This window comes from Thiobacillus sp. SCUT-2, from assembly GCF_035621355.1.
Taxonomy (GTDB): Bacteria; Pseudomonadota; Gammaproteobacteria; order Burkholderiales; family Thiobacillaceae; genus Thiobacillus; species Thiobacillus sedimenti.
This window is the reverse complement of record NZ_CP141769.1, coordinates 1,956,096-1,978,087: the sequence shown is the minus strand read 5'-3', so window position 1 is coordinate 1,978,087 and position 21,992 is coordinate 1,956,096. Positions and strand designations below refer to the sequence as shown.

At 63.3% G+C, this 21,992-nt stretch carries 25 protein-coding genes; 16 read left to right on the top strand and 9 right to left on the bottom strand.

Annotated elements, in window-relative coordinates; genetic code table 11:
- The first annotated feature begins 2 nt into the window (after positions 1–2).
- Positions 3–410, top strand: a complete 408-nt coding sequence (locus tag VA613_RS09760) for a hypothetical protein (protein WP_324778825.1) — start codon at positions 3–5, stop codon at positions 408–410.
- Here VA613_RS09760 and mnmH read toward each other — a convergent pair.
- From mnmH to smpB, 3 genes are all read right to left on the bottom strand, one after another.
- Positions 407–1,444 (bottom strand): tRNA 2-selenouridine(34) synthase MnmH, encoded by a 1,038-nt coding sequence (gene mnmH, locus VA613_RS09755; protein WP_324778824.1) that lies wholly within the window; start codon positions 1,442–1,444, stop codon positions 407–409. The genes VA613_RS09760 and mnmH overlap by 4 nt on opposite strands.
- 156 nt (positions 1,445–1,600) lie before the next feature.
- The gene (locus tag VA613_RS09750; RefSeq protein ID WP_324778823.1) at positions 1,601–1,774 is read right to left on the bottom strand and encodes a hypothetical protein; all 174 of its coding nucleotides are present in this window, start codon (positions 1,772–1,774) and stop codon (positions 1,601–1,603) included.
- 126 nt (positions 1,775–1,900) lie between these two features.
- The gene (gene smpB / locus VA613_RS09745; protein WP_324778822.1) at positions 1,901–2,344 is read right to left on the bottom strand and encodes an SsrA-binding protein SmpB; all 444 of its coding nucleotides are present in this window, start codon (positions 2,342–2,344) and stop codon (positions 1,901–1,903) included.
- A 50-nt stretch (positions 2,345–2,394) separates the two neighbouring features.
- Here smpB and VA613_RS09740 point away from each other — a divergent pair, with 50 nt between their 5' ends.
- Both VA613_RS09740 and VA613_RS09735 read left to right on the top strand, forming a co-directional pair.
- On the top strand, positions 2,395–2,829 hold the full coding sequence (locus VA613_RS09740) for a type II toxin-antitoxin system RatA family toxin (protein ID WP_324778821.1): 435 nt from the start codon (positions 2,395–2,397) through the stop codon (positions 2,827–2,829).
- On the top strand, positions 2,826–3,176 hold the full coding sequence (locus VA613_RS09735; protein WP_324778820.1) for an RnfH family protein: 351 nt from the start codon (positions 2,826–2,828) through the stop codon (positions 3,174–3,176). Before VA613_RS09740 ends, VA613_RS09735 begins: the two co-directional genes overlap by 4 nt.
- 39 nt (positions 3,177–3,215) lie before the next feature.
- On the opposite strand, the gene VA613_RS09730 is transcribed toward VA613_RS09735, so the two are convergent.
- Positions 3,216–3,638 carry a DUF4124 domain-containing protein gene (locus VA613_RS09730; RefSeq protein ID WP_324778819.1) on the bottom strand — a complete coding sequence of 141 codons (423 nt, stop codon included), beginning with the start codon at positions 3,636–3,638 and terminating at the stop codon, positions 3,216–3,218.
- A 58-nt stretch (positions 3,639–3,696) separates the two neighbouring features.
- Positions 3,697–4,035, bottom strand: coding sequence for a hypothetical protein (locus VA613_RS09725; protein WP_324778818.1), 339 nt, complete (start codon positions 4,033–4,035; stop codon positions 3,697–3,699).
- A 243-nt stretch (positions 4,036–4,278) separates the two neighbouring features.
- Between VA613_RS09725 and guaB the strand changes: the two genes are divergently transcribed.
- The 3 genes from guaB (at position 4,279) to VA613_RS09710 (ending at position 8,967) form a co-directional block, all read left to right on the top strand.
- The gene (gene guaB, locus VA613_RS09720) at positions 4,279–5,739 is read left to right on the top strand and encodes an IMP dehydrogenase (RefSeq protein ID WP_324778817.1); all 1,461 of its coding nucleotides are present in this window, start codon (positions 4,279–4,281) and stop codon (positions 5,737–5,739) included.
- A gap of 112 nt (positions 5,740–5,851) precedes the next feature.
- A complete protein-coding gene (guaA, locus tag VA613_RS09715; protein ID WP_324778816.1) occupies positions 5,852–7,414 on the top strand; it encodes a glutamine-hydrolyzing GMP synthase in 1,563 nt (520 codons plus the stop codon).
- Positions 7,415–7,710: 296 nt separating this feature from the next.
- On the top strand, positions 7,711–8,967 hold the full coding sequence (locus VA613_RS09710) for a tyrosine-type recombinase/integrase (RefSeq protein ID WP_296651350.1): 1,257 nt from the start codon (positions 7,711–7,713) through the stop codon (positions 8,965–8,967).
- Here VA613_RS09710 and VA613_RS09705 read toward each other — a convergent pair.
- Positions 8,945–9,316, bottom strand: a complete 372-nt coding sequence (locus VA613_RS09705; protein ID WP_296657316.1) for a helix-turn-helix transcriptional regulator — start codon at positions 9,314–9,316, stop codon at positions 8,945–8,947. The genes VA613_RS09710 and VA613_RS09705 overlap by 23 nt on opposite strands.
- Positions 9,317–9,527: 211 nt before the next feature.
- Between VA613_RS09705 and VA613_RS15000 the strand changes: the two genes are divergently transcribed.
- The 9 genes from VA613_RS15000 (at position 9,528) to VA613_RS09665 (ending at position 15,692) form a co-directional block, all read left to right on the top strand.
- Positions 9,528–9,707, top strand: a complete 180-nt coding sequence (locus tag VA613_RS15000; protein WP_363154076.1) for an ATP-binding protein — start codon at positions 9,528–9,530, stop codon at positions 9,705–9,707.
- A gap of 102 nt (positions 9,708–9,809) precedes the next feature.
- Positions 9,810–10,166: a helix-turn-helix transcriptional regulator gene (locus tag VA613_RS09700; RefSeq protein ID WP_324778815.1), complete on the top strand. Its 357-nt coding sequence runs from the start codon at positions 9,810–9,812 to the stop codon at positions 10,164–10,166.
- A gap of 17 nt (positions 10,167–10,183) precedes the next feature.
- Entirely contained in the window at positions 10,184–10,447 is a 264-nt protein-coding gene (locus VA613_RS09695; RefSeq protein WP_296657319.1) for a hypothetical protein, read from the top strand.
- A 196-nt stretch (positions 10,448–10,643) separates the two neighbouring features.
- Complete coding sequence (gene hemP, locus VA613_RS09690; RefSeq protein WP_324778814.1) at positions 10,644–10,898, top strand: hemin uptake protein HemP; 255 nt, start codon at positions 10,644–10,646, stop codon at positions 10,896–10,898.
- Between the two features lie 80 nt (positions 10,899–10,978).
- A complete protein-coding gene (locus tag VA613_RS09685) occupies positions 10,979–11,524 on the top strand; it encodes an iron transporter (RefSeq protein ID WP_296657321.1) in 546 nt (181 codons plus the stop codon).
- A 20-nt stretch (positions 11,525–11,544) separates the two neighbouring features.
- The gene (locus VA613_RS09680; RefSeq protein ID WP_296657325.1) at positions 11,545–13,086 is read left to right on the top strand and encodes a carbohydrate porin; all 1,542 of its coding nucleotides are present in this window, start codon (positions 11,545–11,547) and stop codon (positions 13,084–13,086) included.
- Positions 13,087–13,104: 18 nt separating this feature from the next.
- On the top strand, positions 13,105–13,464 hold the full coding sequence (locus VA613_RS09675) for a cupredoxin domain-containing protein (protein ID WP_296657328.1): 360 nt from the start codon (positions 13,105–13,107) through the stop codon (positions 13,462–13,464).
- A 12-nt stretch (positions 13,465–13,476) separates the two neighbouring features.
- Positions 13,477–14,292, top strand: coding sequence for an FTR1 family iron permease (locus VA613_RS09670; protein WP_296657330.1), 816 nt, complete (start codon positions 13,477–13,479; stop codon positions 14,290–14,292).
- Complete coding sequence (locus VA613_RS09665) at positions 14,289–15,692, top strand: 4Fe-4S binding protein (protein ID WP_296657332.1); 1,404 nt, start codon at positions 14,289–14,291, stop codon at positions 15,690–15,692. The genes VA613_RS09670 and VA613_RS09665 overlap by 4 nt, the downstream gene beginning before the upstream one ends.
- A 21-nt stretch (positions 15,693–15,713) precedes the next feature.
- Here VA613_RS09665 and VA613_RS09660 read toward each other — a convergent pair whose 3' ends face one another.
- On the bottom strand, positions 15,714–18,047 hold the full coding sequence (locus VA613_RS09660; protein ID WP_296657336.1) for a heavy metal translocating P-type ATPase: 2,334 nt from the start codon (positions 18,045–18,047) through the stop codon (positions 15,714–15,716).
- Between VA613_RS09660 and VA613_RS15015 the strand changes: the two genes are divergently transcribed.
- Positions 18,046–18,420, top strand: a complete 375-nt coding sequence (locus tag VA613_RS15015; protein ID WP_296768649.1) for a hypothetical protein — start codon at positions 18,046–18,048, stop codon at positions 18,418–18,420. The genes VA613_RS09660 and VA613_RS15015 overlap by 2 nt on opposite strands.
- 80 nt (positions 18,421–18,500) lie before the next feature.
- On the opposite strand, the gene VA613_RS09650 is transcribed toward VA613_RS15015, so the two are convergent.
- Both VA613_RS09650 and VA613_RS09645 read right to left on the bottom strand, forming a co-directional pair.
- The gene (locus VA613_RS09650; RefSeq protein WP_296657343.1) at positions 18,501–18,839 is read right to left on the bottom strand and encodes a P-II family nitrogen regulator; all 339 of its coding nucleotides are present in this window, start codon (positions 18,837–18,839) and stop codon (positions 18,501–18,503) included.
- Positions 18,840–18,895: 56 nt separating this feature from the next.
- Positions 18,896–21,982 carry an efflux RND transporter permease subunit gene (locus VA613_RS09645; RefSeq protein WP_296657348.1) on the bottom strand — a complete coding sequence of 1,029 codons (3,087 nt, stop codon included), beginning with the start codon at positions 21,980–21,982 and terminating at the stop codon, positions 18,896–18,898.
- Positions 21,983–21,992: the final 10 nt, after the last annotated feature.

The window sequence follows — 21,992 nt, the reverse complement described above, 5'->3', positions numbered from 1 at the left end:
ACGTGGCCGCAGCGGCGGGGGCGCCGGAAGAAGCGCGATCGCAGCTGCCCTGGTGGCGCAACTGGAAGGTGATGCTGCCGCTGTGGGCCGCGATTGGCGGCCTCGTCTGGCTCGGATTTCGATTCAATGTCGACCGCAGCGTGATCGCCGTGGGCGTTCTCGCCATCGGCCTGCTTTCCAACGCCTTCGCCTGGCTGCTCGGTGTCATCGGCCTAGTACCGGTCGTCGGCCCGTTCGTTGTCAAGGCGCTGTCCATCGGCTTCATCTGGCTGCTCAACGCCGTCGGTTATCTGGTGTCCTACGTTGCCATCCGGCGCGGCTATTCGAAGGATGTGCTGACCTATCGCGGGCTCACGATCGCCTTGCTCATCGGCATCGTGATCGGCTTCGTGCTGGGCAAGCTGCTCTAGGCGACGTCGAGGATCGCGGCGGCCAGTCGGCGCACGCCGTCGGCCGACAGGTCGTCGGCGCGGAGGCTGCGGTCGTCCGCCTTGGCGGCGTAGTTCTGGGTCAGCGACTTGAGGTAGGTCGGGTCGTAGTGCTGCTCGAGCAGCGCGGTGACGAGCTCGGGCCACGCCCGGCGGCGTGCGAGCGCCTGCCATGCGGCGACGGTTTCGTTCCCGCGCAGCGGCGCGAGATAGGCGAGCTGGCGACAGATCGTCTCGGGATCATCGAGAAAGTGCATGTAGTCTTCGCTCAACAGCCGCACCCGCGCGGCGAGCGGGACCTCCAGCCGCAGGCACGCGCTGGCGCGCATCGCCGCGATCAGCGTTTCGGGGACGCGCCGCGAGCCGATCTTCTTGCTTTCCGATTCGACGTAGACGGGGCGCGCGGGGTCGAAACGGCTGAGCGCGAACCAGATTCCGCTCTCGAAATATTTCTGCGACGGCTGTTCCTGGCCGGGCAGGGCGCCGAGCAGGGAACCGCGGTGGGCCGCCAGGGCTTCCAGGTCGAGTACCTGCGCGCCCGCGGCGGCGAGCGCCTGCAGCAGGCGGCTCTTGCCGCTGCCGGTGGGCCCGCAGACGACGCGATAGGTGAAGCGCGCCGGCAGACGCTCGAGTTCGGCGACGACGTGACGACGGTAGGCCTTGTAGCCGCCATCGAGCTGCACGGCGGCAAAGCCGACCTGCTGCAGCACGTGCGTCAGGGATCCGCTGCGGCTGCCGCCGCGCCAGCAATAGACCAGCGGGCGATACGACTTCGGCTTGTCGGCGAACCAGGTGTCGAGGTGCCGGGCGATGTTGCGGGATACCAGCGCGGCCCCGACTTTCTTGGCCTCGAACGACGACATCTGCTTGTACAGCGTGCCGACGCGTTCGCGCTCGGCGTCATCGAGCACCGGGAGGTTGCGGGCGCCGGGGATATGGTCTTCCGCAAATTCGCCGGGGGAACGGACGTCGATGATGTCGTTGAAGGCGGGGAGGTCCGCGACGGTGACGGGCACTCTGGGCTCGGCTTTCGGAAAAAACGGGAATGACGGTCTACAGGCCCGCCATTGTCACACGGAGGCCGCGTGGGCTGCAAAGGCGGACCGGTGTTCGGGGAAAAGAAAAGCGCGCGGCCAGGAAAGTTGGCCGGCAGGCGGAAGCAAATCCCGCCGTCAGATAGCCTTCAGCGTCGCGGTCTTGCGGTCTTCGGCGCGGCGGCTCGGCTGTTTGCGCCGATCGGCCGTGACACCGGCGGGCAGGGCGGCATTGCGCGGCGCAACGCGCCGGTCGCCCAGGCGACGTTCGAGGGGGATGAATTCGACCTGATAGATCGGGAGAGCCGACATGGGATGGTGTCCTTGGCTGTCGATATGTTGACAATTCTAGTCGAAAAGTCGACAGCCGTGCAAGGAAAAAGCGACCGATAGGCGGGTCATTCGATCCGTTGGTCGGCGCGGCGCCGCATCCGCGCATCAACCTGCGCGGAGCAGGCGCTGCTTTTCGCGCTGCCATTCGCGTTCCTTCTCGGCGGCGCGCTTGTCGTGCTGCTTCTTGCCCTTGGCAAGGCCGATCTCGAGCTTGATGCGGCCCTTGGAATAGTGGAGGTCGAGCGGCACCAGCGTGTAGCCCGCGCGCTCGGTCTTGCCGATCAGCTTGTTGATTTCCGCCGCATGGAGCAGGAGCTTGCGCGAGCGCGTCGGATCGGGGTGGATGTGCGTGGACGCGGTGGACAGCGGGCTGATGTGGCAGCCGATCAGGAAGACCGCCCCGTTCTTCACGACGACGTACGATTCCTTCAACTGCACCCGGCCGGCGCGGATCGCCTTCACTTCCCACCCCTCGAGCACGAGGCCGGCCTCGAATCGTTCCTCGATGAAATAGTCGTGAAAGGCTTTTTTGTTGTCGACGATGCTCATGGCGGACGGGCTTGCGTACAATTCTCGATTTTACAAGGCTTCAGGCACCCATGGCGCGTGTGGAAAAAAGTGTGCTGGTCGCCCATCCTCCCGAACGGATGTTCGAACTGGTGGACAGGGTCGAGGACTACCCCGATTTCCTGCCCTGGTGCGGCGGCACCGAGCTGAAGTTGCGCGACGCGCAGTGCACGGTGGCGACGATCCATATCGCCTACATGGGCATCCGCCAGAGCTTCACGACGGAAAACACCAAGACCTATCCGCGCGAAATGCGAATTCGCCTGCGGGATGGCCCGTTTTCCCATCTGGAGGGCGACTGGACGTTCCTTCCGCTCGGGGAGGATGCCTGCAAGGTCGAGTTCCGGCTTCAGTACGTCTTCTCCAGCCGGATGCTGGAGACGGTCCTCGCGCCCGTCTTCAGCCATATCACCAATACTTTCGTCGATGCCTTCGTGCGTCGCGCAGACGAGGTATATGCCGCATGAATGCCGCCACGATCGATGTCGAAGTGATTTACGCCCTGCCGCATCAGCAGCCCCTGCTGCGCGTGCGCCTCGCCGAGGGCGCGACGGTGGAAGAGGCGATCCGCCGGTCGGGTGTGCTCGAGGACCATCCCGAGATCGATCTCGCCCGCAACAAGGTCGGGATCTTCAGCAAGCTGGTCAAGCTGGACGAGAAGCTGCGCGACAAGGACCGCGTCGAGATCTATCGGCCGCTGATTGCCGACCCCAAGGAAGTCCGCCGCAAGCGCGCGGAGGAAGGCAAGGTCATGAAGAAGGGGGGCGGCGACGCCCCCGCCGCGAAATCCGCCGACCCGGACGAAGCGGCCTGATTCGCGCCAGGCTCGACTGTCGCCCGCCGGCGGGGCGGATTATTTGCAGAAGTCCGCGACGGCCTTCTGGCTGTCGGCCGTTGCGCGTTCGCGCGCGGCATCGTCCATGTAGCTTCGCTGCCCGGCGGCATCGGTGGAATAGACGCGCGGGCTGTTCTGCAGCGCGCTGAGGTTGCTGCGGGCCTTGGCGCAATTCTCGCGCCGCATGCGCGTCTGTTCGGCTTCCTTGTCGGCCTTGGCACGTGCATCCGCCGCCGCCTGGCGACGTTTCTGGAAGGCCTGCTCCTGGGCGTCGAGCGATTGCCGTGCCTGGGAGGTGATGGCGGACTGCCCGGCTGCCGGGGTGTGGATGATCCGGGCCTGGCCGGCCGGCGCTTGGTCGCCGTAATGCACGTTGCCGCGCGCGTCGGTCCATTTGTACAGGTCGGCGTGCGCGTGGGGAGCCAGCGCGATGGCACTCAAAAACAAAAGCCTTCCGGCGTGCATCCGGAAGGCTTGATCGAACGGGCGCGACACCTGCTCAGTCACCACCGACCTTGAGCAGCGGATAGTTGAGCTGGGCGAGGCCCTTGTGGGCCTGGTCGCTCGCGACCTTCGCATCCTTCAGCACCGTTGCGCTGTCTCCCTTCTCGGCAGCGGTTTCGGCGGCTTTCAGGGCATTGTCCGCGGTGGTCCACAGCGCATTCTTGGACTTGGCGGTCTTGACGTCGGCCTGTGCGGCGCTGAGGGCGCTCTGGGCTTCGGCGCTGATGGTCGGCTTCGCCGGCTGGGCCTCGGCGGGCTTGGTGGACTGGAGATCGGCGCAGGCGGACAGACCCAGCAGAGCGATGGAAGTCAGGGCGAGCAAAGCTTTGGACATTGTTTTATCTCCTCGGGTTGTGTGGCATTCAGGCGGCGTTGGAGCCGGTGATCCCGGCAGGTGAAGGCCTGGAGCAAAGTTAGCCGCATCGCCTGAGCGAGTCAACCGCCCGGGCCGCCTTGATGGTTAGTAGATTACGACCAATGCGGCATGCGAAGTCGCGCCCGTCCGACCGCGCCCATTCGGCCGTTTGTGCGGGGTGGCGCGCCCGCGTATAATTCCGCTTTGCGTTAAGGAAAGCCCATGCGTGTTCTGCAAAAAGCGCTGACGTTCGACGACGTTCTGCTCGTCCCCGCCCATTCCTCCATCCTCCCCCGCGAAGTCAGCCTGGCCACGCAGCTGACCCGCTCGATCACCCTGAACCTGCCCCTGCTGTCCGCCGCCATGGACACGGTGACCGAGGCGCGCCTGGCGATCGCCCTGGCACAGGAAGGCGGCATCGGCATCATCCACAAGAACATGAATGCCGAGATGCAGGCCGCGCAGGTTTCGGCCGTCAAGCGCTTCGAGTCCGGCGTGGTCAAGGACCCCATCACCATCGCGCCGCAGATGACGGTGCGTCAGGTTCTCGAGATCACCCGCGCCAAGCGCATTTCCGGCCTGCCGGTGATCGAGAACGGCAAGGTGGTCGGCATCGTCACCAACCGCGACCTGCGCTTCGAAACCAGCCTCGACCAGCCGGTCGCCAACATCATGACGCCGAAGGAGCGGCTGGTGACGGTGAAGGAAGGCGCCAACCGCGACGAGGCGATGGCGCTTCTGCACAAGCACCGGCTCGAGCGCGTGCTGGTCGTCAACGATGCCTTCGAGCTGCGCGGGCTGATCACCGTCAAGGACATCCAGAAGTCGAGCGAGCATCCCATGGCGTGCAAGGACGCGATGGGCCGACTGCGCGTCGGCGCCGCCGTCGGCACGGGTGAGGGCACCGAGGAGCGCGTCGCGGCGCTGGTCGCAGCGGGCGTCGATGTCGTCGTCGTCGATACCGCGCACGGCCACTCCAAGGGCGTGCTCGATCGCGTCAAATGGGTCAAAGACACCTATCCCGATGTCCAGGTCATCGGCGGCAACATCGCCACCGCCGCCGCGGCCGCGGCACTGGTCGAGCACGGCGCCGACGCGGTCAAGGTCGGCATCGGCCCCGGCTCGATCTGCACCACCCGCATGGTCGCCGGCGTCGGCGTGCCGCAGATCAGCGCCGTGGCCAACGTCGCCGATGCACTGGCGGGCAGCGGCGTCGGCGTGATCGCCGACGGCGGCATCCGCTATTCCGGCGACATCGCCAAGGCCCTCGCTGCCGGCGCGAACTGCGTGATGCTCGGCGGCCTGCTGGCCGGCACCGAGGAAGCGCCCGGCGAGGTCGAGCTGTTCCAGGGACGTTCTTACAAGTCGTATCGCGGCATGGGCTCCCTGGGCGCGATGCAGCAGGGATCTTCCGACCGCTATTTCCAGGACAACGAGAAGAGCGCCGAGAAGCTGGTGCCGGAAGGCATCGAGGGCCGCGTGCCCTACAAGGGCAGCGTGCTCGGCGTGATCCATCAGATGATGGGCGGCCTGCGCTCCAGCATGGGCTATCTCGGCGTCGCCACCATCGCCGAGATGCACGCCAAGGCCGAATTCGTCGAGATCACCGGTGCGGGCATCCGCGAATCGCACGTGCACGACGTGCAGATCACCAAGGAAGCGCCGAATTACCGTGTTGAGTAGGCTCTGGGAGTTAGGGGCTAGGGATTAGGGAAAGTCACGCTGACGCGTGGCTTTCTTTTTTCCGCCCCCCCGACCCCTAGCCCCTAAATCCCAGCCCCTAGCCCCTAGAAACATGCACCAGAAAATCCTCATCCTCGACTTCGGTTCCCAGTACACCCAGCTGATCGCGCGCCGCGTGCGCGAGGCCGGCGTCTACTGCGAGCTGCATCCCAACGACGTCACCGAACAGTTCATCCGCGATTTCGCGCCGCAGGGCATCGTCCTCTCCGGCGGCCCCAGTTCGGTGTACGAGGAGGAGACGCCGCGGGCGCCCGACGTCGTGTTCGCGCTGGGCGTGCCGGTGCTCGGCATCTGCTACGGCATGCAGACCATGGCGGCGCAACTCGGCGGCCAGGTGGAGAGCGCGGCCAAGCGCGAGTTCGGCTACGCGGAGATCCGCGCGCGCGGCCATACCGCGCTGCTGCGCGACATCCAGGACCGCGTCAACGACGAGGGGCACGGCCTGCTCGACGTGTGGATGAGCCACGGCGACAAGGTCACCGCGCTGCCGGAGGGCTTCAAGGTGATGGCGAGCAATGCCGCCACACCGATCGCCGCGATGGCCGACGAGGCGCGCCGCTTCTACGGCGTACAGTTCCACCCCGAGGTCACCCACACGCTGCAGGGCAAGCACATTCTCAACCGCTTCGTGCACGACATCTGCGGCTGCGGCTCCGACTGGAACATGCCCGACTACGTAGACGAGGCGATCGGCAAGGTGCGCTCCGAAGTCGGCAGCGACGAAGTGATCCTGGGCCTCTCTGGTGGGGTCGATTCCTCGGTCGTCGCGGCGCTGCTGCATCGCGCGATCGGCGACCAGCTGACCTGCGTGTTCGTCGACAACGGCCTCTTGCGCCTGAACGAGGCGGAGCAGGTGATGGAGACGTTCGCGAAGAACCTCGGCGTCAAGGTCATCCACGTCGATGCGTCCGAGCGCTTCATGAAGGAGCTGACTGGCGTCACCGACCCCGAGCAGAAACGCAAGATCATCGGCCGCGAGTTCGTCCACGTGTTCCAGGAAGAGGCCGAGAAGCTGCCCAAGGCCAAGTGGCTGGCGCAGGGCACGATCTATCCCGACGTCATCGAATCGGCCAGCGCCAAGACCAAGAAGGCGCACACCATCAAGAGCCACCACAACGTCGGCGGCCTGCCCGAGACGCTGCACCTGAAGCTGCTGGAGCCCTTGCGCGAACTCTTCAAGGACGAGGTGCGCGAGCTCGGCATCGCGCTCGGCCTGCCGCACGACATGGTCTATCGCCATCCCTTCCCGGGCCCGGGCCTCGGCGTGCGCATCCTCGGCGAGGTGAAGCGCGAATACGCCGACCTGCTCAGAAGGGCCGATGCCATCTTCATCGAGGAGCTGCGCGCCGCCGGCTGGTACGAGAAAACCAGCCAGGCCTTCGCCGTGTTCCTGCCGGTGAAGAGCGTCGGGGTCATGGGCGACGGTCGGACGTATGACTATGTCGTCGCGCTGCGTGCCGTCGTCACCAGCGACTTCATGACCGCCCACTGGGCCGAGCTGCCCTACACCCTGCTCGGCAAGGTCTCCAATCGCATCATCAACGAAGTCCGCGGGCTGAATCGCGTCGTCTATGACATCAGTGGCAAGCCGCCCGCTACCATCGAGTGGGAATAATCCAGGCTTCTTCACGGGCTATCGGCGACTATCGGGAAGTTGTATTAACTTATTGATTATTATAAGTATATGTCACGACATCTATCGGTAACGATTGCTGGTAACCAGAGCAAAGTGTCGGTCAATCTGACGGTAGCCAAAAGCGGTCTCTAAGGATTAGAATTTCTACCGTCAAGCCGTTTTGGCGCATGACGGTAAAAAATCAAGCGAAAAGCTAGATTTCATGCGGGTTACGGGCGGGTTGTCATTCTGAATGTTTGTGACGGTAAAACCGTTGCGCACAAGGGAGAACACCGATGCTCACCGATACCGCACTGAAGAACCTCAAGCCCAAGAGCGCTCAATACAAGGTGGCCGACCGGGACGGCATGTACGTGACTGTCTCACCGGTCGGCACCGTCACCTTCCGTTACGACTATCGCCTCAATGGGCGCCGCGAAACTCTGACGATCGGCCGCTACGGGCCAGATGGCTTGTCGCTGGCCAGGGCGCGTGAGCGCTGCCTGGAGGCCAGGCGTGCCGTGGTTGAAGGGCGGTCGCCTTCGCAGGAGAAGCAGCGCCAGAAGCGCCGGCTTGCTGAGGCCAAGACCTTCGGCGAATTTACCGCCAGGTGGGCCGCCGAGGCGCGCATGGCCGACAGCACGCGATCCATGCGCAAGAGCATCCTCGATCGCGACATCCTGCCGGTTTTCCAGAATCGGCTGCTGACCGAGATTACGGCCGACGACCTGCGTGGGCTGTGCAACAAGGTCAAGGGCAGGGGGGCGCCGGCCACGGCGATCCACGTCCGCGATATCGTTAAACAGGTCTATGGCTTTGCCATTCTGCATGGCGAGAAGGTGGCCAACCCCGCCGACGACGTTGGCCCGTCGTCGATCGCCACCTTCGTTCCGAAGGACCGCGCGCTGTCGCCGAGCGAGATTCGCATCATGCTGTCCCAGATGGAGCATGTCGCGTCGTACCCCACCATCAAGCTCGGCCTGCGGCTGATTCTGCTCACCCTGGTGCGCAAGAGCGAGTTGATCCACGCGACGTGGGACGAGGTGGATTTTGAGAAGGCGCTATGGAGCATCCCGAAGGAACGCATGAAAGCGTCCAAAGCCCATAACATCTACTTGTCGCAGCAGGCGCTCGATATCATGGTCGCCCTGCGCACCTGTGCCGGCGGTTCGCGCTACCTGATTCCGTCGCGCTACGACGCTGACAAATGCATGTCCAACGCCACACTCAACCGGGTTACGCAACTAATAGTCGAACGCGCGAAAACGAACAGCCTGCCGCTGGAACTCTTCACCGTGCACGACCTGCGGCGCACGGGTTCGACCATCCTCAACGAGCTCGGCTTCAACAGCGACTGGATCGAGAAGTGCCTAGCACACGAAGACGGTCGCTCGTCGCGAGGCGTCTACAACAAGGCTGAATATGCCGAGCAGCGGCGTCACATGCTGCAGGAATGGGCCGACATGATTGACGCGTGGACCGCAGGCAAGTCGCACACTCCGACCTTGCTGCCGCCATCGATGAAGGTGCTCACGACGCAGGCCTTGCTTTGACAGGGCGACGCTTGCGTTGGCGTACATCGGGCGAGGGCGCCCGCTTCAGTTGATCAGAGTCTGAGGCCTGCCGCCGCGCGGCTATCCAGGCCTCCACCTCGGCCAGGTCCCACACCACGCAGCGCGCCGTCAGATTGAAGCGGCGCGGAAATTCTCCGTGTCTCTCCATATCGTAGATTGTCGTGTCGGCCAGCGGCACCATTTGACGCAACTCAGTGCGTCGAATGGTGCGTCGGAGGCGAAGAGGGTTTTTGGGCGGTAGATGCGGTAACTTGTCGTCCTCGGCGCGACAATCGTCATGCACGGTACGCTCGTGAACGGTTGCTCGCTGTGATGGGTTGTCATTCATGGTCGAGTCCAGGGTAAAAGGTAGCGACTGAAGCGTTACGATGTTTCACAGACATATGCTGACTATCGAAGCCACGATCAACAACCAGCTGCGGCGAAGCAGGGCGTACGACTACGCAATTCCATGGATAGGCACCTTAAACCTTTTGGGCCTTGGCTGTTCGGCGAGACCTTGTAAAAATCTATAGCGATGTGATTTGAAGCCATATGTTATGAGGCCATGCGAACACGAACATTACCGTGTGCCCGGGAGCCATGATGGCGGAAGCGGCCTGGGTCTGGCAATTGTGCGTAATATCGCCGAACGTCTGGGTGGAACCGTCAGACTTGAAGATCGGTCGGACAGGACGGGATTGGTTTTTGTCTACCGTCAACGTCTGTCCCCTATCTAGTCGTGCGCGCCCCCCAAAAATAAAGAATCCTGTTTATCGGCAAGCGAAAACCTAAGTATTGCCACAGGACTCATGCTGACGCTATATATAGAAAGGAAGACCATGGCGATTCGGAAGGATATGGCGCTCGCTAACCGAATCAAAGACGCCAGGATTCGCGCAGGACTGAGCCAAGCCGAACTCGCCAGGCGATGTGGTGTTTCTCCGTCTCTGCTGTGCAACCTTGAAAACGGAAAGATCAAGTCATTACGCCATTCCACACTGCTTCAAATGTCAAAAACTCTTGGGGAATCGCCCGAGTGGCTCACCTTCGGGAATGGTCACACCAAGCCATCCTCTACCCGCTCGAAATTCGAGCATGACTTCTTGGTGGATTTTCATAAGCTGTCTGCGGCGGAAAGGAAGATTGTGGCCCGCATGGTCCATAGCTTGGTGATGGACAAACTGGTACAAAAATGAAAAGGGCAGCATTCCGAATGTCAGCCCAGAAGGCAGACCGCCAACTCCTGGGTTCAGGTGAGAGGCAGGCTGAGCCGTACGGCCAGCCGACCTCCAGGCGTATCGGTCAGTTCCAGTCTTCCGCCATGGGCGTGCGCGATCGCCTTGACGAGCGCGAGGCCGCCGCCTCGCTTTTCTTCACTGATGATCCGGAGCCGGTCGAAATCCACCACAGCGAGTTCTATGTCCTTTCCACCTATGACATGCCGGTGATGGGAGCGACGTTGCCGTCCCAGTCTTGAGTATATTCGGCGCTTTCCCGGACACGCGGCTTCGCGTCGTCGTTCCTATTGCCAGGCAGCCGTTAATGGCTGAATAGATGCATACGGCATCTTGCCGGAATGCGGCCGTACGAAGTCCTTCACGGAGTCTATCTGGCTCTCGGTCTGCTCCGGGATCTCCAGAGCCTTTGTCTTCTTCACCTCCATCGCGCACATCATGTTTGATCGCTATCTCAAACTTCACATGCCTATTGTTGCAAACACGAATCATTCCTGTTATAGTTTACTGATGCAGAATAGTCGCATCACACAAAGCGCGCCAGAATCTAGCCAAAGCAAGGCGGACCGACAGCCGGAGTCCATCTCTTCGGAGATGTTGTTCCAGGGATCGCGCGCATTGGTGATCGAGCATGACAACGAGCGCTATGTCCTAAGGATCACACGCCACGGCAAACTAATTCTGACGAAATAATCCGATCAGCCAGCCAACGGGTTTCTCTTACCCCTGTAGCAAGCCAACGTTTACTGAACCTTGGAATAGGGAGAAACCCCATGCATTTTCGTAACCTCGTTGCCCCCATTGCTCTGGCTGCATTGACGGCCATCCTCCCGGCGACCGCCCTGGCCGTGGAATACCCGATCGGCACGCCTCAGCAGCGCAATGGAATGGAACTCGGCGCCGTCTATCTGCAACCAGTCGAAATGGAACCGGAAGGCATGATGCGCCCGGCCAAGGATTCCGACGTGCACCTGGAAGCTGACATCCATGCCCTGGCCAACAACCCCAACGGCTTTGACGAAGGTGCATGGATGCCCTATTTGACGGTCAAGTACGAAGTCACCAAGCAGGGCGGTAACGAAAAAATCAGCGGCGATTTCATGCCCATGGTGGCCAACGACGGCCCGCATTACGGCGACAACGTGAAGCTCATGGGGCCGGGCAAATATCATGTCAAGTACACCATCTATCCGCCTTCTGCCGGTTCGCATTTCGGTCGCCACATCGACCGCCTTACTGGCGTGCGCCCCTGGTTCAGGCCCTTCGAGGTGGAGTACGACTTCACCTATGTCGGCATCGGCAAGAAGGGCGGGTACTAAGCGTGTCGCATTCTTTTGCCATGAAACCTTTGGCGCTCGCCGCTGCGCTGTTTGCCGCGCTGCCGGCCCATGCCGCCTCTTCGGAGGCCGACTTGACGAAGCTTATCCAGAAGCTCAACGAGCGCCTGGATAATCTCGAAAAACGCAATGCCGAACTGGAGAAGCAAATCCAGGCCGACCACGCTGCCAAGGTGCCAGCCGACATCGAGAAGCGTGTGCAATCCCTGGAACAGGCCCAGGAACAAGTGAACAAGGCGCTGGATAGCGACGAGATCAGCCAGTATGAACCCGATCTGACCTCGCGTCTGAAGGCGGCGGAGAAGGACGTGCTGGAAACCAGGAAAGCGGTCAAGCGAACCGAAGGCCTGGAAGGGCTGAAAGTCGGGGCGAGCCTGACCACCGTGGCGCAGATGCCATCCGGCCTGCCCAAGGGTACCGCTGACGGCAACAGCCAGCTCAACTATCGTGCCGATGTCACCGCCGAACTGCCGCTGGAGCCCTTCGGCAACGTGGATCAAAAGATATTCGCCCATTTCCGCATGGGCCAAGGGCTGGGTCTCAATAGCCCCTTCGCCAACCTGGGCGCCTTTGCCAGCGCGCCCAATGCCGTGGCATTCCGCGCCAGCGGCGCCAGCCCGGACGACTCCGTGGCGATTCTCGGCCAGGCCTGGTACCAGGCCGCTATCCCGCTGCCTTTTGGCGGCTTCAAGCCGCGCTCCCGCGAAACCCTTGAGCTCACCTTCGGCAAGATGGATATCTTCGGCTTCTTCGACCGGAATGCCGGTGCCAACGACGAAAGCCGCCAGTTCCTGAATTCCATTTTCGTGCACAACCCGCTGCTGGACGCGGGCAGACAGGTCGGCGTGGATGCCAACGGCTTCCAGCCGGGCTTCGTGGCTTCTTATCTGAACGAGACCCGCAAGCCCCAAACCTGGCGCGTGTCCCTTGGCGTGTTCGGCACCGGCGTGGGCGCCAATTACCAGCGTTTCTTTTCATCCCCGCTGATCATGGCCCAGGCGGAGACCTCGCTCAGGTTCTTCGACGGCCTGACCGGCAACTACCGCCTGTATGCCTGGCAACAGGGGCAGGGCACGGAGCTAGACGGCTCCACCGCATCGCAAGGCGGCTGGGGCATTTCCGCCGACCAGCGTTTGGGCGACGGCGTGACCCTGTTCGGACGTTACGGCCAGATGGCCAAGGGCAAGGTGCCCTTCGACCGCGCCCTCACCTTGGGAGCCGAGTTCAACGGTTCCTACTGGGATCGGGGCGCCGACGCCATCGGGGTGGCCGCTGGCTGGCTGCAGGCGAGCGACGATTACCATGCTGCCGGCGGCACCCGGGATCTGCTTGGCAACGATAACCCGGCCGATGCCTCCACCTTCACCGACAATATCAACTTCACCCCCAGCGGCGCGGAAAGGGTGGCTGAAATCTACTATCGCTACCACATCACTAACCAGTTCGAGCTTTCCCCCGATTTTCAGTACGTTTGGAGAATGGGCGCCAACCCGGCCGCCAGCAACGCCATGGTGCTGGGATTGCGTGCTCAACTTTCATATTAAGGGCATCACGTGAACAGCATGACATTGCGTTTTTCTGCGTTCGTTGGCCTCGTTTCCGCCGCCCTCGCGGCGGCGGTTTTTCTGCTCGCACCTGCGCAAGCGGGCGCGGCGGAATTGCCCGCCTATACCGTGGTGGCCAAGAACGGGCGGCTGATCCCCAACATCCTTAACGTGCCTGCCGGGGTGCGCTTCAAGATTGTGGTGCGCAATGAAGGACGCGACGCGATCGAGTTCGAGAGCCTGCAACTGAGGAAAGAGAAGGTACTCGCGCCTGGCGCCGAATCCTTTGTGGTGATCGCCCCGTTGAAGCCCGGCGAGTATGACTTTTTTGACGAATTCCATCCCGACACCGGACGTAGCCGCATCGTCGTGAAATAAAAGGAGTGGCATATGGGTAATGCGCTTTTCATCGTCTGGCGGGAAACCATCGAAGCGATGCTGGTGATCGGCATTCTGCACGGATGGCTCAGCGCCCGTCCCGACGCCCGCGCCGGCTTTCCCTGGCTGTGGGGCGGAATCGCGGCAGGCCTGGGGCTTGCCCTGTTCCTAGCCGTAACGATCATGGACATCCAGTCGTGGGTGTCGGCAAATGCGCTCGAATGGTTTCAGGCTGTCATGCCGCTCGTCGCCTGTGGCCTAATTTTCCAGATGGTCTGGTGGATGCGCCGCCACGGCGCCGGTCTGAAAAAGGAACTGGAAGCCGGCATGGAAAGTGCCGCCGATCGGGCCAACTGGCTGGGCATTGCGGTCCTGGCTGCGGTGGCGGTGGGACGCGAAGGCGCGGAGACGGTGGTGTTCCTCTACGGCGCGGTCAAGGGCAGCGCGAATGCCGACATTGCCCTGGGTAGCGCGACCGGTTTCCTGCTCGCCTTGGCTGCCTATTGGCTGCTTTCCCGCGGCAGCCGGTTTGTTTCGTGGCGCGCCTTTTTCCGCGTCACGGAAGTGATGCTCCTGCTGCTTGGCGGGGCGCTGCTGGTGGACGGTGCGGAAAAACTCGTCGGGCTGGAAGCGCTGCCGCCGCTGGCAGATCCGCTGTGGAACACGGCATTCCTGCTGGACGACAGTACCCGGGCAGGCGGGCTCGTGGCCGCCTTCACCGGTTACCGGGCGGCGCCATCGGGCATGGCCTACGCATTGCTCGCGGTCTACTGGGCACTTGCCCTTGGCGTGCTACTCAAATTGAAACCGATGAGGCGCAAGGCATGAATGCAGCGACAGGGCAAATCGCGGCCTCTGGCCCCGGCACCGGCCGGCTCGCCCGTCTGGGGCTCGCCATGCGACGCTACCGCAACGCCATCATCGTTGCGCAATGGCTCGTGGTGCTGGGCTATCTCATGCTGGTGGCCGTGCCGGCTTTTCTGCCCCTGCCGCCGGACCAGGCCCATATCTGGAACAACCTGACCCGCTTCGCGCAGTTCGCGTTCTGGGGCATCTGGTGGCCCTTCGTCATTCTTTCCATCATGGCACTGGGCCGGGTGTGGTGCGGAGTGTTGTGCCCGGAGGGTGCGCTTACCGAGTGGGTTTCCCGGTTCGGCCTGGGGCGCGGCATCCCGCGCTGGATGAAGTGGGGAGGGTGGCCGTTCGTGGCCTTCGTCATGACCACCGTGTTCGGGCAGATGACCAGCGTTTACGAATACCCGAAGCCCGCCCTGCTTATCCTGGGCGGCTCGACCATCGCGGCCATTGCCGTGGGGCTGATCTGGGGACGCGAGAAACGGGTCTGGTGCAAGCATCTGTGCCCCGTTTCCGGCGTGTTCGGCCTGTTGGCGAAGATCGCACCCGTCCACTTCAAGGTCGATCAATCCGCCTGGGACGCGGCGCCTGCCGGCCATCGCACCAGCCGCCAGCATGTTATCAACTGCGCCCCGCTGATCAACATCCGGCGCATGGAAAGCGCCTCGGCCTGCCATGCGTGCGGCCGCTGCGCCGGGGAACGGAACGCGGTGCAACTCGCCCTGCGTTCGCCCAATGCCGAAATACTCGGCCATCCCAGCGTCCCCGGAAACAAGGCCAGGGAGATGAACGATTGGCCTGCGCGCTTGCTGGTCTTCGGCATGCTGGGCGTGGCGCTCGGAGCCTTCCAGTGGAGCGCTTCTCCCTGGCTGGTGGCCGCGAAACAGGCTGCGGCAGGGTGGCTGGTAGACCACGAGGTCTGGTGGCCGCTCAACGAGGCAGGACACTGGTGGCTGTTCACCTACTACCCGGAGGCGAACGACGTCTTCACCTGGCTGGACGGCGGCATCCTGCTCGCCTACATCGCCGCCGAAACGCTCGTCGTCGGCGGCTGGGTGTGGGGCTGGCTCAAGCTGGCCGGCATGCTGACTGGAGTGCCTTGGCAGCGGCTAGCCCATGCACTCATCCCGTTCGCCGGGACGAGCGTTTTCGTGGGCTTGAGCCAGCTTACAACCTCCCAGCTGGCTGGCGAAAGGGTGATCCTGCCTTGGGCCAATGACGCGCGTATGGCGCTGCTGGTGCTCTCCGCCATCTGGAGTGCGAATCTTGCATGGCGTCTGGCGAAGCGTAACGGCGCCGCGGGCGCGTTGGGAATATTGGTGGCCGCAGCTTTTCCGCTTGCCGCTTGGAGCACGCAGTTTTTCGTCTGGTGATCGCCGACGGGCATCAACGAATCAATCCGCCTGATCCTCGTAGGCCAACAGACGCAAGGCATTGATCACCACGACGATGGTCGATCCCTCATGGATCAGTACCGCCAAACCAATCCCGGCCCAGCCGAACAGGGTGGCGGGAATCAGCAGCGCCACCACGCCCAGCGAGACGAACAGGTTCTGCCGGATGATGCGCCGCGATGCGCGGCTCAGGGCCACGGCGAAGGGCAGCCTGGAGAGATCGTCGGCCATCAGCGCCACGTCTGCGGTTTCCAGCGCCACGTCGGTGCCGGCGCCGCCCATGGCGATGCCGACCGTGGCGCGTGCCATGGCCGGGGCGTCGTTGACCCCGTCGCCGACCATGGCTACCCGCCCGTAGCGCTGCCCGAGTTCCTCCATGGCCGTGACCTTGTCTTCCGGCAGCAGTCCTGCGTGCACTTCGTCCAGACCCACCGCATCGGCGATGGCCCGGCCTACGCTTTCGTTGTCACCGGTGAGCATGATGGTCTTGCGGACGCCGATCCGGTGCAGGCGCGCCAGGACCTCGCGCACGCCTGGGCGCGGCGTGTCGGCCAAGGCTACGATGCCGAGGAACTGACCGTCGGCCTGGATTAGCATGATGGTTTTGCCTTTGGTGCCGAGACGTTCGACATGCTGAAGAATCACCCCGGGGATGGGTTCTCCGTCGAACAACCCGGCGTTGCCGACGATCACCTTTTTTCCGTCGAATTCGGCGCGTAATCCTTTTCCGGTCACGGCTTCGACCTCGCCGGCTTCGCCCCAACTCAAACCCCGCCGCTTCGCCTCCGTCACCACCGCCTGCGCCAGCGGATGGGCGCTGCGGCTTTCCACGGCGGCGGCGATTTTCAGCAATTCATCCGCGCTCCCGCTGACGGCGACGACGTCGGTCACCTTGGGCTTGCCGATGGTCAAGGTGCCGGTCTTGTCGAAGGCGACGGCCGTCAGCACGCCGAGATTTTCCAGATGGGCGCCGCCCTTGATCAGCACGCCGCCGGCCGCGGCGCGGGCGATGCCGGACAGCACCGCCGACGGGGTGGCGATGGCCAGCGCGCAGGGGGACGCCGCCACCAGCACCGCCATGGCGCGGTAAAACGATTCGGCGAAGGGGAAGCCGAACAGCGGCGGCAGCACGATGAGCAGCGCGGCGCCCGCCAGCACCAATGGCACGAAGATGCGCTCGAAGCGGTCGGTGAAGCGCTGGGTGGGGGATTTCTGCGTCTGCGCCTCGGCCACCATCGTGACCATGCGCGCCAGCGTGCTCTCGCGCGCCAGTCGGGTCACCTCGACCACAAGCGCACCCTCGCCGTTGACCGTGCCGGCGAACACCTTGTCGCCCGGCTGCTTGTCCACCGGCATGGATTCGCCGGTGACCGGGGACTGGTCCACCGCCGAGTTGCCCGAGGCCACCTGGCCGTCGGCGGGAATGCGCTGCCCGGGTTTGACGACTACCCGGTCGCCACGCAGCAGCGCTTCGACCCGCACTTCGGCCTCCGCACCGTCCCGCTGCACGATGGCGGTCTTGGGCGCGAGCTTCGCCAGTGCCTCGATGGCCTTGCGGGCACGGTCCATGGCCATGTGCTCCAAGGCGTGCCCCAGACTGAACAGGAACAGCAGCAGCGCGCCTTCTTCCCAGGCACCGAGCGCCGCCGCTCCGGCTGCCGCGACGATCATCAGGATGTCGATATCGAAGCTGCGGCTCTTCATGCTCTGCCAGGCGTCGCGCAGGGTGTAGAAGCCGCCCGCCGCGTAGGCACCCAGCAACAGCCCGAGCGAGAGCGTGTGCGGTGCACCGGCGAGACCCGTGAGCCAGCCGGCCAGCAACAACAGGCCGGCTACGCAGCTGAAGATCAGCTCGCGATGCTCGACGAACCAACCGGCCTCATGGCCTGTCTCCTCCAGCACGGCATAGCCGAGCGCCTGGATGCGCCGGACGATCGCCGGGCGCGCAATTTTCTCGCTGTCGAATTCCAGCCGCAGGCGTTCGGCGGCGTAGCTCACCGAAGCCTCCAGCACGCCGTCCGTGCGTTGCAAGGCATGCTCGATCACGACAGCGCAGGTGGGGCAATCCATGCCGTCGATGCGCAGGCTCTCGTGGCGAAACCGGTCACTGATCTTCGCGCCGGACGCCTGCGCCAGTTCGCGTACCCGACCCACGCTGAACTGCTGCGGGTCGTAGTGCAGGCACAGGCGGGCGCCGCCGTCTTCATGGACCAAGTGTACTTTTTCCAGGCCCTCGGCTTGCAGTAAATTGGTCAGCCGCCCCACGCAGGCGTCGCGCTCGTCAGGAATTTCCGGCAAGACCAGGGACAGCTCCAGTTCAAGTTTTTCGGCCATGTCGCCGCTCCTCAAGAATCAAACGATCCACAGCGGGATATGTGCTGCGTTACTGCCGGAGTTTGCCGCACTGGCCGCAGAACCTGGCATCGGCTGCGAGTTCCGCGCCGCAACCGGAACATTCGGCGGCCGCCAGGGAAGCGCCGCATTGCCGGCAGAAGCGCGCATCGTTCGCATTGGCGCTGCCGCACTTTGGGCAGGGATTGCCCGCATTGCCGCCGCCTGGGCCTGTGCCCTGCGGATAGCCTGGATCACCCCCAAAGCCCCCATGCCTGGAACCGCCGTGATGGCCGCCCCGGTAGCCGCCGTGATGGCCTCCTATCAAATTACCGAGCATGCGTTCAAGGAATCCCATGATTTACTCCTTCATTAGTTGATTGAGATAGAAATTCGATATCGCTTTCCGGGTTCAGGACGTGGGCACAGGCCATGACCGGAAACCAGGTTCGCTCATTACATTGCCGCGACAGGGATTGCCCTGACAACGTCGATCACGAATATCCACCCCGGATCGGCCTGGCCAGTGCGGGCGGTGCGCGCGATGATGCCCACCAGTTCGTCCACCTGATGGTCTTCACAGATCAGTTCCAGCTTGGATTCGTAAATGACCTCTTCGGCCAGTTCGATGGAGTAGTGCTGCTCCCTTGCGTCCACCGCCTTCAGCAGGCTTTGCACCGGGATGACGGTAAGATTGCGGCAACCGGCGTTCGCATTGCATAGCCCCGAGTCCTTGAGGGCGCGAATCACGTCGCCGATACGGTGGTTGTGGACGTAGGCCTTGATTTCTTTCATGCGTTTTCTCCTGTCTGATGATTGCGTGCGGCCTCTTCAGGCCGCACGTTTCCGGTTTACTTTGCTTGTTTGCGTTCGCGGCGTTGTTCCACCCATTCGTACATCAACGGCAGCAACAGCAGGGTCAGCGCGGTCGAGGTGAACAGCCCGCCCACCACCACCGTCGCCAGCGGCCGCTGGGTCTCCGCGCCGACGCCGCTGGACAGCAGCATCGGCACCAGGCCGAAGATGGCGATGGAGGCTGTCATCAGCACCGGCCGCAGACGCAGTGCGGCGCCTTGCTTGACAGCTTCTCTGATTGAGAGTCCCTGTCGTCGCTGGTCGTTGAGGAAGGACACCAGCACGATGCCGTTCAGCATCGCCACCCCGAACACCGCGATGAAGCCGATCGCCGAGGGCACCGACAAGTACTGCCCGGTGACGAACAGCCCGATCACACCGCCGATGGTGGCGAACGGCACGTTGGCGATGATGAGCGTGGCGTAGGTGAGCGAATTGAACGCGGTGTAGAGCAGGATGAAGATCAGCCCGATGGTAAGCGGCACGATCACGGCCAGTTTGGCCATGGCGCGCTGCTGGTTCTCGAAGGCGCCGCCCCACTCGACCCAGTAGCCGGCCGGCATCTTCACTTCGCGTTGGATGCGCGCCTGCGCCTCCTTCACGAAGCTGTCCACGTCGCGTCCTTTGACGTCCATCTGGATCACGGCATAGCGTTGCAACTGCTCGCGCCGCACGAAGGAATAGCCTTCGTCCAGTTCCACCGTGGCCACTGCGGACAACGGCACCAGCGCGCCCGCGCGGGTGCGGATCGGGATGTTGCCGATGGCTTCCACGCTGTTGCGGAAATCGGGCGCGAGCCAGACCTGGATGTCGAAGCGCTTGACGCCGTCGATCAGGGTGGACACGGCCTTGCCGCCGATGCCGGCCTGCACCACCTCCAGGATGTCGTCGGCGTTGAGCCCCAGGCGCGCCGCCGCTTCGCGGTTGACCTTTATCACCATCTGCGGCTTGCCCTTGTTGGCTTCCAGCGCCAAATCGGCCACGCCGGGCACTTTTTCCAGGGTGGATTTGAGCTCGGCGGACAGCCGGTCCAGCGTGGCCAGGTCCTCGCCATAGAGTTTCAGCGCCAGCGTGGCGCGCACCCCGGAAATGAGCTCCTCGACGCGCATCTGGATCGGCTGCGTGGCGGCGATGACGGCGGTCGGCACCCGCTTCTCCAGCGCTGCCTGCATCTCCTGCGTCAACTCGGGAAAGGAAATCGGCTCAGGCCATTGCTCGCGCGGCTTGAGGTCGACCAGGATTTCCATGTAGTTGACGTCTGCAGTTTCGCCTTTCTCCGCGCGCCCGATCATGGCGACGGCCGATTTCACCTCCGGGAAACGCTTGAGCGCGGTTTCGATACCTTCGGAGATGCGGATCGACTCGTCCAGCGAGGTGGACGGGATACTGGTGACGCGGAACATGATGCCGCCTTCCTGCAGGGTTGGCATGAACTCCTTGCCGAGGAAGGGAAACAGCGCGAACGTTCCGATCAACAGGGCTGCCGCGCCGCCAATGACCTTGCGCTTATTCTCCAGCGCCCAGTCCAGCAGCGGGAGATAAAGCTGCTTGGCCCAGCGCACCACGAAGGTGTCCTTCTCCTCCTTGGGCTTGAGGATCAGCGAACTGAGAACAGGCACCAAAGTCATGGTGAGCACCAGCGAGCCGATCATGGCGAAGGTGATGGTGAGCGCCATGGGTTTGAACAGCTTGCCCTCCAGCCCGGTCAAGGAAAACAGCGGCAGGAACACCACGATGATGATGAGGATGGCGAAGGCGGTGGGGTTGATCACTTCGCGCGCCGCTTCCAGGATCACGTGGGTCTTGTTGACCGTCTGCCCGACCTTGTGGGAGAGCAGGCGGAAGCCGTTTTCCACCATCACCACGGCGCCGTCCACCATCATGCCGATGCCCACCGCCAGCCCGGCGAGCGACATCAGGTTGGCCGACAGCCCCCATTGCTGCATCAGGATGAAGCTGATCAGCATCGCCAGCGGCAGCGCCAGGATCACCACGATCGCGGAGCGCACCTCGCCCAGGAACAGGAACAGGATGATCGCCACCAGGATGGAGCCTTCGACGAGGGCGCTCTCGGCGGTCTTGACCGCCTTCTCCACCAGTTCGGTGCGGTCGTAGATCGGATTGATCGTCACCCCCGCGGGCAGGGCCTGCTGCACGGTCTTGAGTTTCTCTTTGACAGCGTCCACCACGTTCTTGGCGTTCTCGCCGATGCGCTGCAGGGCCATGCCGAGCACGACTTCACCACCATCCTTGGTGACCGCGCCACTGCGCAATGAAGGCGCTTCCTTGACCTCGGCCACGTCGCGCACATAGACGGGCGTGCCTTCCCTTTCGGCAACGACGATGCTGCCGATGTCCTGGGTGTTGGCCACCAGACCCAGTCCGCGCACCAGATACTGCTCCTGGCCCAGGTCGACGTATTGCCCGCCCACCTGACGGTTGTTGGCGGTCAGGGACTCCATCACTTCCTTGAAGGTCAGCCCGTACTTGATCAGCCGTCGCGGATCGATCAGCACCTGGTACTGCTTCTCGTCGCCGCCCCAGGACGTCACATCGTCCACCCCGGGCGCGGTGCGCAGCACCAGCCGCACGCTCCAGTCCTGCAGGGTGCGCAGGTCCATCCCGGAAAGTTTCTTGTCGGCCGATTCGACGGTGTACCAGAACACCTGGCCCAGGCCGGAACTGTTGGCGCCCAGCACCGGTTCGCCGTAGCCTTCCGGGATGCGGCCCTTGGCTTCCTGCAGCTTCTCGCTTACCAGACGGCGGGCGAAATAGATGTCCACGTCGTCCTTGAAATACACGCTGACATAGGACAACCCGAACAGCGACACCGAGCGGATTTCCTCCACCCCCGGCAGACCGGCCATCACGCCTTCCACCGGAAAGGTGAGCAGCTTCTCCACATCCTCGGCCGCCAGCCCAGGCGCCTCCGTGTAGATGTTCACCTGCACCGGCGTCACGTCGGGGAAGGCGTCCACCGGCACTTCGCGCCAGGCCTTCACGCCCAGCATCACCACCAGCAGAAAGGCCACCAGCACCAGTACCTTGTAGCGCAGGGAGAGATCGACAATTTTGTTCAACATGGCCGCCCCC